The following is a 16745-nucleotide window of genomic DNA, read 5'->3' on the forward strand; positions in this document are numbered from 1 at the left end:
CAACCGGGCTTTTGACCTACGCCTCCGACTGCATCTTGCACCACGGGGTGCTTGCCAAGGTTTGCCGGGTGCCAGAAAGGCGGTACGTAACGCTAGACCCTGCAGCGCCCTTCTGCGCAGGTGGCCAGACGCCGGGTTTCACACCGGATGGACCGGTCGCAGCGGGCGCTCTGGTAAAATTGCGGGCTGATGCCGTCGCCAACCACCTTCCCCTCTCCGCCGCTGCCCAAGTCCGGCCAGCTTCGTGCCTATTGGCGCGCCCCGTCTTCTCCGACTGCGCTGGCCTGGTCGATCGCGCGCGCCGCCGAGGCGCATGCCGGCCCGCTGCTGGTGATCGCACGCGATAACCAGAGTGCGCACCAGATCGAATCGGATCTGCATGCCCTGCTCGGCGAACACGCCACGCTGCCGGTGGTGCCGTTTCCCGATTGGGAAACCCTGCCCTACGACCAGTTCAGCCCGCACCCGGAAATCATCAGCCAGCGTTTAGCTGCGCTGCACCGTTTGCCCACACTGACCCGTGGCGTGGTGATCGTGCCGGTGCAGACGCTGATGCAGCAATTGGCGCCGCTGAGCTATATCGTCGGCGGCAGCTTCGATCTCAAGGTCGGGCAGCGGCTGGATCTGGATGCGGAAAAACGCCGCCTGGAAAGCGCCGGCTACCGCAACGTGCCGCAGGTGATGGACCCGGGCGATTTCGCGGTGCGTGGCGGCTTGCTGGACGTGTTTCCGATGGGCGAAGCCACGCCGTTGCGCGTAGAGCTGCTGGACGAGGATATCGACTCGATCCGCGCCTTCGACCCGGAATCGCAGCGCTCGCTGGACAAGGTCGATGCCGTCAAATTGCTGCCCGGCCGCGAAGTACCGATGGACGATGCCAGCATCGAACGCGTGCTGGCTTGCCTGCGCGAGCGCTTCGACGTGGATACCCGGCGCAGCGCGCTGTATCAGGATCTGAAATCGGGCCTGGCGCCGTCGGGGGTCGAGTATTACCTGCCGATGTTCTTCAGCAAGACTGCCACCTTGTTCGATTATCTGGACAAGCGCACGCTGCCGTTGATTGCCACTGGCGTGTCCAACGCGGCCGATACGTTCTGGGCGCAGGCGCAGGACCGCTATGAGCAACGCCGTCACGATGTGGAACGCCCGCTGCTGACGCCGGAAGAGTTGTATCAATCGCCGGATGCACTGCGCGAGCGGCTCAACAAGCTGGCACGTATCGAAGTCTGGGCCAGCGATCACCCGCGCATCGACGAGGCCGCCGCACTCGGCGACCAACCGTTGCCGCCGCTGCCGGTGGCGGCAAAGGACGCCCCGGCCGGCCAGGCCCTGGCCTCGTTCCTGAGCCATTACCCGGGCCGCGTGCTGGTAGCGTCCGATTCGGCCGGCCGCCGCGAAGCCTTGATGGAAGTGCTGGCCGCCGCGCAGTTGAAGCCGGAGGTCGTCGCCGACCTGCCCGCCTTCCTGGCCGCACCCAAGCTGCGCTTCGGCATTACCGTGGCGCCGTTGGAAGACGGCTTTGCGCTGGATAACCCGCAGATTGCGGTGCTGACCGAGCGCCAGCTGTTTCCCGAGCGGGCCAACCAGCCGCGTCGCACGCGACGTGTGGGCCGCGAGCCGGAAGCGATCATCCGCGATCTGGGCGAGCTGTCTGAAGGCGCGCCGATCGTGCACGAAGACCACGGTGTGGGCCGCTACCGCGGGCTGATCGTGCTCGATGCCGGTGGCATGCCCGGCGAGTTCCTGGAAATCGAATACGCCAAGGGCGACCGGCTGTATGTGCCGGTGGCGCAGCTGCATCTGATCAGCCGCTATTCGGGCGCCTCGGCCGAGACCGCGCCGCTGCACTCGCTGGGCGGCGAGCAATGGACCAAGGCCAAGCGCAAGGCGGCCGAAAAGGTCCGCGACGTGGCGGCCGAGTTGCTGGAAATCCAGGCGCGCCGACGCGCGCGTGCCGGTCTGGCCTTGCAGGTGGACCGCGCGATGTACGAGCCGTTCGCGGCCGGCTTTCCGTTCGAAGAGACGCCCGATCAGTTGGCCGCCATCGATGCCACGTTGCGCGATCTGGGCAGCAGCCAGCCGATGGACCGCGTGGTCTGCGGCGACGTGGGTTTCGGCAAGACCGAGGTTGCGGTGCGCGCCGCGTTCGCTGCGGCCAGCGCCGGTAAACAGGTCGCCGTGCTGGTGCCGACCACGCTGCTGGCCGAGCAGCATTACCGCAATTTTCGCGACCGCTTCGCCGATTACCCGATGAAGGTGGAAGTGCTGTCGCGCTTCAAGAGCACCAAGGAAATCAAGGCCGAGTTGGAGAAGGTCGCCAGCGGCGATATCGACGTCATCATCGGCACGCACCGCCTGCTGCAGCCAGACGTGAAGTTCAAGGATCTGGGCCTGGTCGTCGTTGACGAAGAACAGCGCTTCGGTGTGCGGCAGAAGGAAGCGCTCAAGGCGATGCGCGCCAACGTGCATCTGCTCACGCTCACTGCCACGCCGATTCCGCGCACGCTCAACATGGCCATGGCCGGCTTGCGCGATCTATCGATCATCGCCACTCCGCCGCCGAACCGGCTCGCCGTGCAGACCTTCATCACCGCCTGGGACAACGCGCTGCTGCGCGAGGCCTTCCAGCGTGAGCTCAGTCGCGGCGGGCAGCTGTATTTCCTGCACAACGATGTGGAAAGCATCGTGCGCATGCAGCGCGAGTTGTCCGAGTTGGTACCGGAGGCGCGCATCGGCATCGCGCATGGGCAGATGCCCGAGCGCGAGCTGGAACGGGTGATGCTGGATTTCCAGAAGCAGCGCTTCAATGTGTTGCTGTCGACCACGATCATCGAATCGGGCATCGACATTCCCAACGCCAACACCATCATCATCAACCGCGCCGACCGCTTCGGCCTGGCCCAGTTGCATCAGTTGCGCGGCCGCGTCGGTCGTTCGCATCACCGCGCTTACGCGTATCTGGTGGTGCCGGACCGGCGCTCGATCACCGCCGATGCCGAAAAGCGTCTGGAAGCGATCGCCTCGATGGACGAGCTCGGCGCCGGCTTCACGTTGGCGACGCACGATCTGGAAATCCGCGGCGCCGGCGAGCTGCTGGGCGAAGACCAGAGCGGGCAGATGGCCGAGGTCGGCTTCAGCCTCTACACCGAGCTGCTGGAACGCGCGGTGCGCAGTATTCGCCAGGGCAATCTGCCGGATCTGGATGCAGGCGACGAAGTGCGCGGTGCCGAGGTCGAGCTGCATGTGGCCTCGTTGATTCCCGCAGATTATCTGCCCGATGTGCACACCCGGCTGACGCTGTACAAGCGCATCTCCAGTGCGCGCAACAGCGATGCCCTGCGCGAATTGCAGGTGGAAATGATCGACCGCTTCGGCCTGTTGCCGGATCCGGTCAAGCATCTGTTCGCCATTGCCGAGCTCAAGCTGCAGGCCAATGCGCTGGGTGTGCGCAAGCTGGATCTGGGCGAAAACGGCGGCCGTCTGGTGTTCGAAGCCAAGCCGTCGATCGACCCGGTCGCGGTGATCCAGATGATCCAGAAGCAGCCCAAGATCTACACCATGGACGGCCCGGACAAGCTGCGCATCAAGCTGCCGCTACCGGACGGCGTGGATCGTTTCAACGCCGCGCGTGGCTTGTTGACGATGCTGGCGCCGAGATGACGCCGAGGCGATGTCTGTAAACAGGCCGGTGTATGCGGGTCGGCGAGAACGCTTGAGGGCCCACTCGCCTCGGTCATCGCGCAAGCGCTGGCTGATGACGAAAAGTACGCGACCCGTATCTAAGTACTCAGGCACGATATCGACGAAACAATCCGGATGCAGATAGATCGGACCTCATCGGAATCGGAGACGTTTGCGGGCATTTATTGCAACGTGGATTTGCGCAGCGTGATCTCACGATACTGACCGCGATCACCGTATCGCGGCCCTTTCTTCTCGAACTCGGCGCATAGCCTGTCTTCGCCGCAGGCAACGAGGTTGGCGCGGGTCACACGATCCAGATAGTCGATCTCTGCACGACGCTGTTTGGCTTCGGCCAGAATCGGCGTTGCGCCTTTGACAGCGTAACCAGCCGCGCCCACGCACATGATCGCCCCAACGATCATCGCAGCGAATCCGATCCACATGCGTCGCGTGGCTGTTGTTTCCAGAGACTGCTGTGCTTGCGTATAGCGGTAGGTGGCGTGGTGGAGCGTCTGGTCTGCATCGACCATCTTCTTGTTGAATCGCTCCACCGCCGGTTCCAGCGCCTGCGTCAACGCCTGATTGGTCAATTGCGTCAGCCGGGGGAGCGCGTTCTCCACCACGCGATTGACGCGTTGATCGGCGTTATTGACCGCGCTCTGTAGCAGCTGCAGTTGTTGCCGCACGAGATCTTCCAAGGACTGTTCTCGCTGTTGCAGCACCGCGATCAGTCCTGCCATGGCCTTGATTGATTCTCGCGTCGCATGGTCCAGCTGGTTGGCTTCAGGCAGCGCCGAGGTGTTCTTCATGTCCATAATATTCCCCTGAAAATTACACTGTGTGCATGGTCTTCCAGCTACCCGCCGCCTCCACCGCCCCCTCCTCCACCACCACCGTCGCCCACCACCACCTCCGTCACCTTGCGGGCCGTTTTGCATCGCCGGTGCATTGGCAAACTGTGGCAGCGTCATCACCATCACCGGGCCACGGCTGGTCTGTACCTCTGTTGAGACGTCCATGCCCAATGCCTGGCGCGTGGTCACCTGTTCCTGTGCCTCTTGCAATGCCTTGGCTTCCAGATGTTCGTGGCCCTGCTGTGCGAGGGCATTGCTATACGCGCTGTTGGCGACCCGGCTCAATGCCTGTTCGATCGCAAGATCGTTCTTGGAATCGAGGGCGTACAGCAGATCATCCACATCGGGATCGCCGGTGATGTTCTTGCGCGTAGGCGGTGGCCGATCGTCCTGCTCGCCAACCGCTTGCGCACCGGCAGCAAAAGCATAGCGTTGCGGCACGGCGTCCGCTGGCGCGGGGGCTGGCCGTCTGAGCGCGGAGGGGCCATCGGGATCGTACCCATTACGTAATTCCAGCTCGGTAAACGGCTGCTCACCGCGCTCCACGCGCGCTTGCCGCGCTTCTGCGACGCGGGTTTCTGTTTCGAGATCCTGTTCGATCTGGATGCGGAGCGCATGCATGGTGCGCGTTATTTCCTCCCAGGAGTCTGGATCCGCAAGCACAGGTGTGGCAAGAAGATCTTGCTCAGCTGCTTGGGACACGGAAGGCGACTGCCGCGCATCGGCCACACCCTCGGGCATCTCGGTAGAACGGTCAGCCGTCGGCGTGGCCAGGGATGGCGCTGCCGCTTGTGCAAGGTGTGCAAACGATGGCAACGCTGCTGGGGCATTGGGCGCTTCCAGCACGTAAGGCAGCGGCGTCTGTTGCTGTTGCTCGTCGCTGCGTTCTACAACGATCGATGTAGCGAGCGACGGAGCAGGCAGCGCGTTCGTCATCTGACCAAGATGCGCGTGCGCTTGCTCTTCTGTCAGCTGCGCCAACGCTTCATGATGCGCAGCCGAGGCTTGCATCGTCGGCAGCTCTTGACCGGTATGCGCACCCGCATCCTGCTGCGGATATGCTGGCGATGCATGCGCACTCGCGGTGGTCTGCTGCGACAGTTGCGTGGCTTCTTGTGTGCCTGACTCTAGCGTTTGCGGGCCTTGCGCCTGTTGCGGAGCGATATCGATCGTATGCAATTGCCCGCGCTGGGCCTGCTGCTCTGGCGTGGTTTGGGCGAGCTCAGTCTGGACCTGACGCTGCTGCTGTTCGCGCGCGTGAATATCCTGCGTTTGTAACTGCGATGGCTGGTACTGCTGTACGTCCCGGGCCTGATGCTGCTCGCGCTCTTGAACACTCTGCGTATGGATGGACGGCAGCTCGCGCTGCTGCGCGTGTTGTGCCTGAAGCGATTGCGCCTGCTCGCCTTGCAGCGCCTTCGGGCCATGAAGCGGCTGTTGTTCATGCCGTTGAGCGTTCTGCGCTTGTTTCTGTTCTTGCTCGTGTTGCTGGGCATCCTGCGCCTGATGTGTCTGGGTTTCGCGCTGCTGAACCTGACGCTGTTCTTGTTGGATCTGTTGTGTGTCCTGCGCCTGCCGTTGCTGCTCACGCTGTTGGGTGTGTTGTGCTTGCTGTGCTTGTTTTTCCTCTTGCTCCCGTTGCTGCAGCACCTGGCCCTGATGCGCAAGCGTTGCGTGGGCTTGCAGCGCCTGTGCGGCGCGCCCACGCTCTTCATGTACGGACTGCGCTTGCAACGTGTGCTCGCGCACCTGCGCAGCCTGCTGCTCCTGCGCCTGGCGTTCCTGCTGTGCGCGTTCCTGACGCGCTTGTGCGGCGCTGGCTGCCTGCATCCGCACCTGCATATCCATCACCAGCTGCGGGCTGGCAGATGCGTTGGAGCTCGACGTGTCGCTGTCGGCCGATCCCTCGGCTGCTTGCGTTGTGGATGTCGGTCGCTGAGCAAGCACATCGGCAGAGGAGGAACGCGCTTGCCTTTGCGCTTGCACTTCGCTCAGTGCCTGACGGATATCTTCACTGCTGGTAACGGCAGCAATGCGATCCACGCCATCGGGCCCACGCTGAAAATGGGCAATCGGGCTGTCGGCCCCGAACACGCCGCCTGGCCCGCGCTGCAATTGCATCGCGCCATCGCCGGAGAGCCCCGCTGTTTCGCGCGTGCGCTGGGTCGCCAACTCGATCGCCTCACGCCACTGCGGCTGCAACTCCGTTCCAACGAGACGGTAGCGGTACAACGTCTGCTCGCGCTGCACGTCCTGTGGCGATGGCGGCGATTGCTGGATGGATGCAACCGCCTGCGCATGCTCGGCCAAGGCCGGTTGCAGGATCGCACGGGTGGTATCCAGTTCCCGCGCCAAATTGCCTGTCGCAGCGCCGCCCTCGCCCGCCCAACGGCCGTCGGCATCGCGGCGATACTGCTGGCCATCCGAGGCGTTCAGTGCGTCTGGATTCGGCAAGGCCTGCTGCATCGCGTCGGAGAGCGGAAGACCATCGGCAGCCCAGCCACTGCGGTGATGGGCCAGTTCATAGCGCGCGGCGATGGCGCCAGGGCTGTTGGCGATGTTGCGGGCGATCACCGCCTCGGCTTGCGCATCCAGTTCTGCCGCACGCGCAGGCGCCGCGGTTTCCTGCACGTAGACGCCGCGATCGTTTGCGCCCGCGATGCCGGTCTTGATCTGGCGATGCCATTGGCCATCCGATGCATCGCGCATCCAGTCGGCGGCGCTCAGGCTCGGGGTGTCGGTGTCGCTCGCAGGAAGGCGATAGGGATTCTGCGGCGAAGGTGCGTCGCGCAACGCCAGTTCCGCCGCTGCATTGGTGGCCTGGTAATTCAGTTCGCGGGCTTTTTCGTAGCTGGCGGTGATCCGTGTGGAATTGGGATTTTCGCTGCCATCGTTCGTGGCATCAGCCATTCCATCGCGCGACCACGCGGTGCCGTTGAACGCCCACTGCACACCCTGGCGGTCGGTCTGCTGGTAAATGGCGCGGTTGTCGAGCAGATCGGCCGCCTTCTCGCCGGCCTTGCTCATGAAGTACGCATCGGCCGCGATCAGCGCCATTGGGCCAGCACCGGAGGCACCCAACGCATACGCAGCGGCCGTGCCGCCGGCCCAGCCGCCGACATTGCGGCCGGCAAAATGTGCAAGTTCCGAGCGTGCGGCCAGCGGATTATTTTGCGAGAGCAACGTGGCGATTTTCTCGCCGGACTGTGTCGCTTCGTAGAGCGTGGTGGCTACGCCCAGCGCCCCGGCGGCTTTGAAGCCGGGGCGGTCGAGCATGGGTGGTGGGTAAGGCCGGAGTTCGACACCGGGCGTGCGCAACAGGCGTGCAGTGAGCGCATCGCCCTCTGTCAACGCGGCATCGGCCAGCTGCGCGCTGCGTTGCACTGGCCGTGCGGTCTGTGCCATAGGTGCAAATGCGCTGTGCAGCGGTTCGGGCATATGCGAAGGAAGTTGCACCACTTCGCCCGGTTGCGCATAACGCGCGTAGTCGGCGGTGAGTTGATGCACCTGCCCAGCGGACGTGGCACGGTCCATCTTCGGCGTGTTGCGGAACAGCACATTGCCCTCTTCCGAGCGGTGAATCACATTCATGCGCGCATCGGTCGGCTCGTGCATGCGCGGCAGCAATGGCTCGCTTAGCAAGCCGTTGTGGTAGTCGGTCATCAGGTTGAGGCTGCGCACGCCGATGCCACCGCGCAAGTAAGTACCGGCGAGATCCGAGTGCGCACCGGCCACGGTGAGATGCAAGAAGCGGCCGACCCCTGACACCCCCTGCGGCAGGATCAGATCGACTGGAAACAGTCCACGCCGCTCATGCGCAGCGCTGAGCTGAAAGCCCGATACCACCGACGGCGGCAAGCGGCGGTCGAACAGCTCCATATAGCCGGTGGGTACCGGGTCGTAGAGGCCCACGCTCATCGGGGTCAGGCCGGGAGGCTGGTGATAGCGGTTGTAGAGCGGTAGCCCGTCTTCACCGATGCCGCGAATGCCGCCCTTCAGATTGGGAATGCCGCGTGCGTCTATCATGCGGGCCAATAGCGGAACCTGGCTGGCACCGCGACTGAAACCTTCAAGATGAAAAGCAATCTTGGCCTCGGGATCGGCCTGGAAGATATTCTGTGATTGTGTCTTCAAACGCTCATACATTTCGTTCGCACGCGCCAGGCTTGTGCGGCCGGTTGCACTGTCCACGGTCCGCGCCAGAACTTCGTCCTGGGTGCCGGGGCCTTCGATGTATTCGACGCGGATGCGTTCCACGCCAGCGTCTTTCAAATCTCTAACTTGCTGACGAAATTTGGCGACATTGGTGGCATGCAACGGATCTTTGTCGGCATCATTGCCGGTGCCATCCATCAGGCCCACGATTAGATAGGAGTGCGGGTCGGCACGATCCAGTAGCTGCGGCACCTTGAACCGATAGAGTTCGTCGGCTGCTTGTTTGTACGTACGCAAATGCTCATGCGTCGCGGCATAGTGCGACACGTCATCCAGCGGCAGACCATCTTCACCCAGCTGCAGAACGATCTTCTTGTCCATATCGAGCGCTCGCTCAGTAGGTCTTGGTCCAGGCCAGGATCAATTCGTTACGGCTGATTTTTATGTGCGGATCGTGCTCGGGGTCCGCCAGGTGCTTGGTCAGGACATCGGCCCGCATATAGACATTGATGGTGCGGTCGTTGACTTCCAGCAAGATGTAAACGTGATGCCGCCCGTTTGCCGAGTAGCCATAGACCAAGAAAAATTCATCAACATCCTCTTTGGGGACGTTGTGCAGGATCAAATGGCCTGGAAAGATCGTCTCGAAATCGATCTCGACATAGCGCTCCACGCCGTCCATTGCGGTCCAGCGGATATCCACCGTCGATGGAAACCCGCGCGTCTCGAACTCTTCGGTACTGCCGAAGCCGCCTGTCCAGTCATCTTTCCAGTTCGGCTTGGGGGGCGCACCAGAGGGCTTGTCCAGATAACTGGAATGCTGCTGCCGCGCAAAGATGATGCTGCACCGCATAACGTGATAACACCGCGGATCAAACGAATAACTATCGAACCGCAGCGGCCACGGCTCGCCCGGCTTTTTTCTTGCCAGATGCAGATTAGGAATGTTGAACATGTGGAGGGACTCCATGTCGAAGGGCGCGGGAGTAAGTTAGGTGGGCATCAGACAGAGCACACTCAGCGAAATATAGCAAAGCAGGCTCTTCCTGCGTCCAAGAAATGCACCGCATCGTCAATTCGATCGCCTCCCGCTGATCACGCTAGGAGTGCGGGTCGGCATGATCCAGTAGCTGCGGCACCTTGAACCGATAGAGTTCGTCGGCCGCTTGTTCATAGCTACGGAGATGCTCCGGCGTCGCAGCATAGTGCGACACGTCATCGAGCGGCAGACCATCTTCGCCCAGCTGCAGAACAATCTTCTTGTCCATGTCGAGCGCTCACTCAGTAGGTCTTGCTCCAGGCCAGGATCAGTTCATCACGGCTGATCTTCTTGAGCGGATCATGTTCTGGATCGACCAAATGTTTGGTCAGGATGTCGGACCGCATATAGACGTTGATCGTGCGGTCGTTGACTTCCAGAAGGATGTAAACGTGATTGCGCCCGTTTCCAGAAAATCCGTAGACCAAAAAGAACTCATCGATATCTTCTCTGGCAACGCTATGCAGGATGAAATGGCCGGGGAAAATTTTCTCGAAATCGACTTCGACATAGCGCTCCGCGCCGTCCATCGCCGTCCAGCGGATATCGACTGTCGATGGAAAGCCGCGCGTCTCGAACTCTTCGGTGCTTCCGAAACTTCCAGTCCAGTTATCCTTCCAATTCGGCTTGTAAGGATCTCCGGAAGGCTCAGCCACATGGAGAGAATGCTGTTACCGAGCAAAGGTGATGCTGCATCGCAAGGTGTGATAACAGCGCGCATCGAATGAGTAACTATCGAACCGCAGCGGCCAAGGCTCGCCTGGCTTTTTTCTTGCCAGATGCAGATTAGGGATGTTGAACATGTCGGGAGACTCCATGTCGAAGAGCGCGGGAGTGAAGCAAGTAGGTGCCAGCTACATCACACTCAGCGAAATATAGCAAAGCAGGCTCTTCCTGCGTCCAAGCAACGCACAGCTGCGTCACCAACTCGATCACCTCGCGCCACGGCGGCTACAACTCCGTTCCCACAACACGGTAGCTATATAACGTCTGCTCGCGCTGCACTTCCGCCGGCGAGGGCGGCAATTGCTGGATGCTTGCAACCGCCTGAGCATGCTCGGCGAAGGGCGGTTGCGGGATCGCGCGGGTGGCGATGCTGCACAGCAAGCTGCTAAGTCCTTACGGGCCAAGCTCACCACCAGTTCGCCGTCGCGCATGCGGATATCCAGCTTGCTGCCAATGACAAAGCCCAGTTGCTCCAGCCAGCGGCCGCGCAGGCGCAATGTCGGCACGCGTTGCTGGCTGGCGGCATAGTAGCCATAGCCGATGGTGCACTGCTGCGGTGGACGCGGGCGGCGAGGGGCGCGTTGCTGACGTGCAAGATCGGCGGCATCGGCTTCCGCTACCTCGTCGACTGTGAGCATGCGAGGTGGCGATGGTTCCACGATGCGCCAGACCGCGTCGCGCTTGGGCTGATGTGGTACACGCTTGCGCGCATTGTTGGGGCTGGACGGCAGTTGACGCATGACAAATCCTCCTTGATGAACGGCCCCGCCGCCACGTGGCGGCGAGATGTCGGGAGGTTAGAAACCGCTAGTAGTCGGCGGGCGTATTTCCCCGAAGGGTGTTGTATTAGCCGCCCTCCCGACGCAGGCATCACGTCGGCTGCACCTGCAAAAAATGCAGGCACAAAAAACCCACCGGTTTGACGGAGGTGGGTACCGCTACTAGGGGAGTTTCTACGCTCCTTGAGGTAGAGCTTGCTGCTGACTGATTGGGTTGTCAACTGAAAGAGATAGCAGATTCAGCGTGCGCTATCGGGTCGGCTAGCCACACCGTTCGCAGTGATCCATAAGCAGCCCAAGATCTACACGATGGACGGCCTGGACAAGCTGCGCATCAAACTGCCACTGCCGGAAGGTGTGGATCGCTTCAATGCCGCGCGTGGCTTGTTGACGATGTTGGCGCCGAGATAATCCGCTATCGCTGGTTGCGCTTGCTTCGTGTGACGACCTCGACCATAGAAGACGCAAGGATGCGTCGGGCGCGTTATGGCAATGGCATAAAGGCGACTCGGACGTGATGCGGAATTTTCGCTAAAACCCATCGCGCCATTTAATCCAACGCACGCCGCAACGCGCTTGTTTCATGCGCATTATCTGCAGCGACGCTGCAAATCTCGGCAAGCGCACGCATTAAAGAATTCGACCGAAATGCGGCTATCTGTCCTGCAGGACTGTCCGGGACATTCGACTCCCGAGACTGCTTGCGACAAACCTGAGCAATTAATGCCCAGGCAGTGATGGATTTCTCAAATCCGTCACCGCGCTGAATTTTGCCTAAATATTCCTGCCGCGCGCCGATACCTGCATAGACCGGCATGTCCCCGTGTGCAGAGCTGCCCACGCAAGCCCACGCCGGAGCGACCTTCTTCCGCGTCATGGCGCGCATCCGTGCGCCATCGCATCGCTTGAGGCATCAATGAACACGCCACTGTCCGCTCTACCCGCGCCGCTGACACTCGCCCTGGAAGGCGAGATGACGATCCGTCGCGCTGCAGAACTCAAGCCGCTCTTGCAGCCGGCATTGCTGCATCCGGGTGGTTTGCATCTGGACCTTGCTGCGGTCAGCGAGATCGACACCACCGGCCTGCAGTTGCTGCTGGCCACCAAGCAGGCGATCCAGGCCGATGGGCGGCCGTTTTCGCTCACCGATTCCAGCCGTGCAGTGGTCGATGTGATCGAATTGCTCGGCCTGCTCGAAGCGCTGTACCCGCATGCGGTCGCGTGCCTCGGCGAACGCATTCACTAACGGACAGGTAACACGCGCATGGACATGAACCAGCTGATGCAGACCTTTCTGGCCGAGAGCCGGGATCTGCTCGAAGACATGGAACGCCATCTGCTCGAAGCCGAGCGTGGCGAGTCTTCGCCCGATGCGGTCAACGCGATCTTTCGCGCGGCGCATACCATCAAGGGCTCGGGCGGGTTGTTCGATCTGCCGCAGCTGGTCGGCTTCACCCATGTGCTGGAAAGCGTGCTGGATCTGGTGCGCGAGGAAGCACTGACGCTGAGTTCGGAACTGATCGCGCTGCTGCTGGTGTGCTGCGATCACATCCACGCCTTGGTGGAAACCGCGGCCGATCCAAGCCACGCCGATGCGGCCGCACTGGCGACCGAGGCCGAGCCGTTGCTCGCGCAGTTGCAGACCTATCTGCAAGGCAGCGTGTGCGGCGTTACTGAGGCCGCCATCCAGCTCGGCACACCTGAAAAACAAAGTGGTTACTGGCGTATTTCGTTGACGCTGTTTGCCGACGCGCTGCGCTTCGGCAACTCGCCGCTCAAGCTGATTCGCAATCTGCGCGGGCTGGGTTCGGTCGAATCGATCAGCACCGACTACAGCCAATTGCCGAGCTTCGAAGCGCTCGATCCGGAAGCCAACTATCTCGGTTTCCAGATCCTGTTGCGCAGCGACGCCGACCGCGCCGCGATCGAAGAAGTGTTCGAGTTCGTGCGCGAGGATTGCGATCTTGAGATCACCTCGGTGACGGCGCCGACCGAGGCTGCCGCCCTTCTCGTCAGCGAGCCTGCAGCGCTTGCACCGGTCGCCAGCACGCTCGCTGCAGTACCGGCGGCAACCTCGGTTGCAACCCCGCCACGCGCCCCCCAGGACAGCGCCTCACGCAACGCCGAAGCGCGATCGATCCGTGTGGACGCCGACAAGCTCGATCGGATGATCGATCTGGTCGGCGAACTCATCATCGCGGTGGCCGGCACCAACGCCAACGCGCAACGCACCGGCGACGCCCAGTTGCTGGAATCGGCCTCGATCCTGGCCGGCCTGGTGGAAGACGTGCGCGAAAGCGCCCTGCAGCTGCGCATGGTCAAGATCGGTGGCACCTTCAGCCGCTTCCAGCGCGTGGTGCACGATGTGGCGCGCGAACTCGGCAAGGACATCGCGCTGGCGGTGGCCGGCGAAGACACCGAGCTGGACAAATCGGTGGTGGAAAAAATCGGCGACCCGCTCACCCATCTGGTGCGCAACGCGATGGATCACGGCATCGAGCCGGCCGATGTACGCGTGGCACGCGGCAAGCCCGCACGCGGCACCGTGGGTCTCAACGCGTATCACGACTCCGGCAGCATCGTCATCCAGATCACCGACGACGGCGGCGGCTTGAACCGCGACCGCATCCTGGCCAAGGCGCTGGAACGCGGGCTGATCGAGCCGGGCCGCCAGCTCAGCGACCGCGACGTGTTCGCGATGATCTTCGAGCCGGGCTTTTCCACTGCCGAAAAAGTCACCAATCTGTCCGGGCGCGGCGTGGGCATGGACGTGGTCAAGCGCAACATCACCGCGCTGCGCGGAACCGTAGAGATCGACAGCACCGCCGGCGTGGGCACCACCATTTCGGTGCGGCTGCCGCTGACACTGGCCATCATCAACGGCTTCCAGGTCGGTGTCGGCAAATCGGTGTTCGTGGTGCCGCTGGATGTGGTGGAGGAATGCGTGGAGTTCACGCCCGACTACGCCAGCGACTACATCGATCTGCGCGGCAGCGTGCTGCCGTATGTGCGCCTGCGCGAATTGTTCGCGCTCGGCGGCAAGACGCCTGCACGCGAAAGCATCGTGGTGATCCGCCAGGGCGCGCAGCGCTTCGGCCTGGTCGTGGACACCTTGCTGGGCGAATGGCAGACCGTGATCAAGCCGTTGTCCAAGGTGTTCGCACAGGTCAAAGGCATCAGTGGCTCGAGCATCCTGGGCAGCGGCGATGTCGCGCTGATTCTGGATGTGCCCAGCCTGCTCCAGCAATTGCATCCCAACCAGGACGCCCTGGCGGCCTGAGCGTTTACACCATCACTCCCCACATCACCGCGTTATTCGTTGTTCCCTGACCCCAGGAAGCTGCCGCCATGTCACACCGTCTCCCGATCGCCACCCAGTTGTGGTTTACCGCCGCCCTCGCCCTTGTTCTGCCCGTCATCGTGGTCGTGGCCGGCTTTGCGCTGACGCTGTCGCACGGCGCCCTGCTCGCCGCCAGCGTGGTGGCCGCACTCGTCAGCGGCGCGTTGCTGGCCTGGTCGATCCGCATCGCCAACGACTCGCTGAGTATCGCCACCACCACGCTGGACGCATTCGCGCGCGGCAACTTCGATGTGGCCATGCCACAGGTGCGCGATGAACAGGCTTGTGAGGTCTTGCGTGCACTGCGCAAGGTCCAAAGCAGCATTCGCCATGTCAACGACGAGATCAACCGCGTCTCGCAGGAACACGACGCCGGCGAGATCGATGCGCGCATCGACGTGGCTCGCTTCGATGGCGACTTCCGCACGATGGGCGAAGGCATCAACCGTATGGTCGCCAACCACATCGCGGTGAAGAAACAGGCCATGGCCTGCGTGGCCGAGTTCGGCCGCGGCAACTTCTCCGCCGAGCTGGAGCGCCTGCCGGGCAAGAAAGCCTTCATCAACGAGATCGTCGACCAGATCCGCGGCAACCTCACCGGCATGGTCGCCGAGGTCAACCGCATGGCGAGCGAGCACGATGCCGGCGACATCGACGTGGTCATCGACACGCAACGCTTCACCGGCGATTTCCGCCGCATGGCCGAAGGCATCAATGCGATGGTGGCCAGCCACATCGCAGTCAAGAAGCAGGCCATCGCCTGTGTGGCCGAGTTCGGCCGCGGCAACTTCACCGCGCAGCTGCCGCTGCTGCCGGGCAAGAAGCGCTTCATCAACGACACGCTGGAACAGGTGCGCGGCAGCCTCACCGGCCTGATCCGCGAGATCAACCACATGTCGGCCGAGCACGAAGCCGGCGATATCGATGTAGTGATCGACAGCAGCGGCTTCGACGGCGATTTCCGCAGCATGGCCACCGGCATCAACCAGATGGTGGGCGCGCATATCGCGGTGAAGAAACTGGCGATGGGCGTGGTGGCCGAATTCGGCCGCGGCAACTTCGACGCACCGCTGGCGCAGCTGCCGGGCAAGAAGGCCTTCATCAACGACACCGTGGAGCGTGCGCGCGGCAACCTGCGCAGCATTTCCGAAGTCATCCAGGTGATGGGCGCGATGGCCGAGGGCGATCTCACTCACACCGTGGAAGGCCGCTACGAAGGCGCATTCGCCGACATGCAGCGCTACGTCAACACCACCATGAGCCGGCTGACCGAGATCGTCGATGAGGTCAACCGCAATGCCGAGAACCTGGCCAGCGCCTCCGAACAGGTCAGCGCCACTGCGCAGGCGCTTGCACAGGCCGCCAGCGAGCAGGCGGCCGGCGTGGAAGAAACCAGCGCCTCGCTGGAACAGATGACCGCCTCCATCGCACAGAACACCGAGAACGCACGCGTCACCGACAGCATGGCCGCCAAGGCCGCCAGCGAAGCCGCAGACGGCGGCGACACCGTGCGCGCCACGGTGGTGGCGATGAAGGACATCGCCAAGAAGATCGGCATCATCGACGACATCGCCTACCAGACCAATCTGCTCGCGCTCAACGCCGCCATCGAGGCCGCGCGTGCCGGCGAACACGGCAAGGGCTTTGCGGTGGTCGCAGCGGAAGTGCGCAAGCTGGCCGAGCGCAGCCAGATCGCCGCGCAGGAAATCGGCGAGGTGGCCGGTTCCAGCGTGGAGCTGGCCGAAAGCGCCGGCCGCGTGCTCGGCGAGATGGTGCCCTCGATCCGCCGCACTTCCGACCTGGTGCAGGAAATCGCCGCTGCCTCCGAAGAACAGACCGCCGGCGTCAGCCAGATCAACACCGCCGTTGGCCAGTTGAACCAGACCACACAATCGGCGGCGGCCAATGCCGAAGAACTGGCGGCCACCTCGGAGGAAATGAGCGCGCAGGCCGAGCAGCTGCAGCAACTGATGGGCTTCTTCCGGCTCGGCAATGGCGGCCGCGCCGTGGCTTCAGGCAGCAGCAAGCCGGGTCCGCGCCGGATCGCGCCGCACAGCAACAGCACCGCGCTCAGCGCGCCACCGCGGCGCACCAACGTGCGCCAGATCAGCGCAGTGGCTGCCACCGCCGATGCGATCGACGAATCGCAGTTCGCCAGCTTCTGAGGA

10 protein-coding genes and 3 pseudogenes are annotated in these 16745 nt (G+C 62.7%); 5 read left to right on the top strand and 8 right to left on the bottom strand.

The features are described from left to right. Window positions 1–189: 189 nt before the first annotated feature. Complete coding sequence (gene mfd / locus NDY25_RS02350) at window positions 190–3660, top strand: transcription-repair coupling factor (RefSeq protein ID WP_168958867.1); 3471 nt, start codon at window positions 190–192, stop codon at window positions 3658–3660. A 203-nt stretch (window positions 3661–3863) separates the two neighbouring features. On the opposite strand, the gene NDY25_RS02355 is transcribed toward mfd, so the two are convergent. From NDY25_RS02355 to NDY25_RS02385, 7 genes and pseudogenes are all read right to left on the bottom strand, one after another. Next, window positions 3864–4493 carry a hypothetical protein gene (locus tag NDY25_RS02355; RefSeq protein WP_233366576.1) on the bottom strand — a complete coding sequence of 210 codons (630 nt, stop codon included), beginning with the start codon at window positions 4491–4493 and terminating at the stop codon, window positions 3864–3866. 47 nt (window positions 4494–4540) lie between these two features. After that, a pseudogene (locus NDY25_RS02360) lies at window positions 4541–7976 on the bottom strand (coiled-coil domain-containing protein). A 624-nt stretch (window positions 7977–8600) separates the two neighbouring features. Continuing rightward, window positions 8601–9074 (bottom strand): annotated as a pseudogene (locus NDY25_RS23095) (hypothetical protein); the annotation flags it as partial. A gap of 13 nt (window positions 9075–9087) precedes the next feature. Beyond that, a complete protein-coding gene (locus tag NDY25_RS02370) occupies window positions 9088–9648 on the bottom strand; it encodes a hypothetical protein (protein WP_168958870.1) in 561 nt (186 codons plus the stop codon). A 145-nt stretch (window positions 9649–9793) separates the two neighbouring features. Beyond that, window positions 9794–9961, bottom strand: coding sequence for a hypothetical protein (locus NDY25_RS02375; protein ID WP_168958871.1), 168 nt, complete (start codon window positions 9959–9961; stop codon window positions 9794–9796). 13 nt (window positions 9962–9974) lie between these two features. Then, complete coding sequence (locus NDY25_RS02380) at window positions 9975–10388, bottom strand: hypothetical protein (protein WP_233366575.1); 414 nt, start codon at window positions 10386–10388, stop codon at window positions 9975–9977. A gap of 459 nt (window positions 10389–10847) precedes the next feature. Beyond that, window positions 10848–11198: pseudogene (locus NDY25_RS02385) on the bottom strand (SymE family type I addiction module toxin); the annotation flags it as partial. 318 nt (window positions 11199–11516) lie between these two features. On the opposite strand from NDY25_RS02385, the gene NDY25_RS02390 reads away from it, so the two are divergent. Next, window positions 11517–11648, top strand: a complete 132-nt coding sequence (locus NDY25_RS02390; RefSeq protein ID WP_256627744.1) for a hypothetical protein — start codon at window positions 11517–11519, stop codon at window positions 11646–11648. Window positions 11649–11787: 139 nt separating this feature from the next. Here the strand turns inward: NDY25_RS02390 and NDY25_RS02395 are convergent, their stop codons facing one another. Further along, window positions 11788–12114 (bottom strand): hypothetical protein, encoded by a 327-nt coding sequence (locus NDY25_RS02395; protein WP_168958872.1) that lies wholly within the window; start codon window positions 12112–12114, stop codon window positions 11788–11790. 39 nt (window positions 12115–12153) lie between these two features. Between NDY25_RS02395 and NDY25_RS02400 the strand changes: the two genes are divergently transcribed. The 3 genes from NDY25_RS02400 to NDY25_RS02410 all read left to right on the top strand — a co-directional run bounded on the left by NDY25_RS02400 (window position 12154) and on the right by NDY25_RS02410 (window position 16742). After that, the gene (locus NDY25_RS02400; RefSeq protein ID WP_006451387.1) at window positions 12154–12483 is read left to right on the top strand and encodes an STAS domain-containing protein; all 330 of its coding nucleotides are present in this window, start codon (window positions 12154–12156) and stop codon (window positions 12481–12483) included. Window positions 12484–12501: 18 nt separating this feature from the next. After that, the gene (locus NDY25_RS02405; protein ID WP_168958873.1) at window positions 12502–14517 is read left to right on the top strand and encodes a chemotaxis protein CheA; all 2016 of its coding nucleotides are present in this window, start codon (window positions 12502–12504) and stop codon (window positions 14515–14517) included. 68 nt (window positions 14518–14585) lie between these two features. Then, entirely contained in the window at window positions 14586–16742 is a 2157-nt protein-coding gene (locus NDY25_RS02410) for a methyl-accepting chemotaxis protein (RefSeq protein WP_168958874.1), read from the top strand. Window positions 16743–16745 lie beyond the last annotated feature (3 nt).

This window comes from Xanthomonas hortorum pv. pelargonii, assembly GCF_024499015.1.
Taxonomy (GTDB): Bacteria; Pseudomonadota; Gammaproteobacteria; order Xanthomonadales; family Xanthomonadaceae; genus Xanthomonas; species Xanthomonas hortorum_B.

Coding starts and splice junctions, on each gene's coding strand:
- mfd (WP_168958867.1), top strand. CDS start 190: ATGCCGTCGCCAACCACCTTCCCCTCTCCGCCGCTGCCCAAGTCCGGC.
- NDY25_RS02355 (WP_233366576.1), bottom strand. CDS start 4,493: ATGAAGAACACCTCGGCGCTGCCTGAAGCCAACCAGCTGGACCATGCG.
- NDY25_RS02370 (WP_168958870.1), bottom strand. CDS start 9,648: ATGTTCAACATTCCTAATCTGCATCTGGCAAGAAAAAAGCCGGGCGAG.
- NDY25_RS02375 (WP_168958871.1), bottom strand. CDS start 9,961: ATGGACAAGAAGATTGTTCTGCAGCTGGGCGAAGATGGTCTGCCGCTC.
- NDY25_RS02395 (WP_168958872.1), bottom strand. CDS start 12,114: ATGACGCGGAAGAAGGTCGCTCCGGCGTGGGCTTGCGTGGGCAGCTCT.
- NDY25_RS02400 (WP_006451387.1), top strand. CDS start 12,154: ATGAACACGCCACTGTCCGCTCTACCCGCGCCGCTGACACTCGCCCTG.
- NDY25_RS02405 (WP_168958873.1), top strand. CDS start 12,502: ATGGACATGAACCAGCTGATGCAGACCTTTCTGGCCGAGAGCCGGGAT.
- NDY25_RS02410 (WP_168958874.1), top strand. CDS start 14,586: ATGTCACACCGTCTCCCGATCGCCACCCAGTTGTGGTTTACCGCCGCC.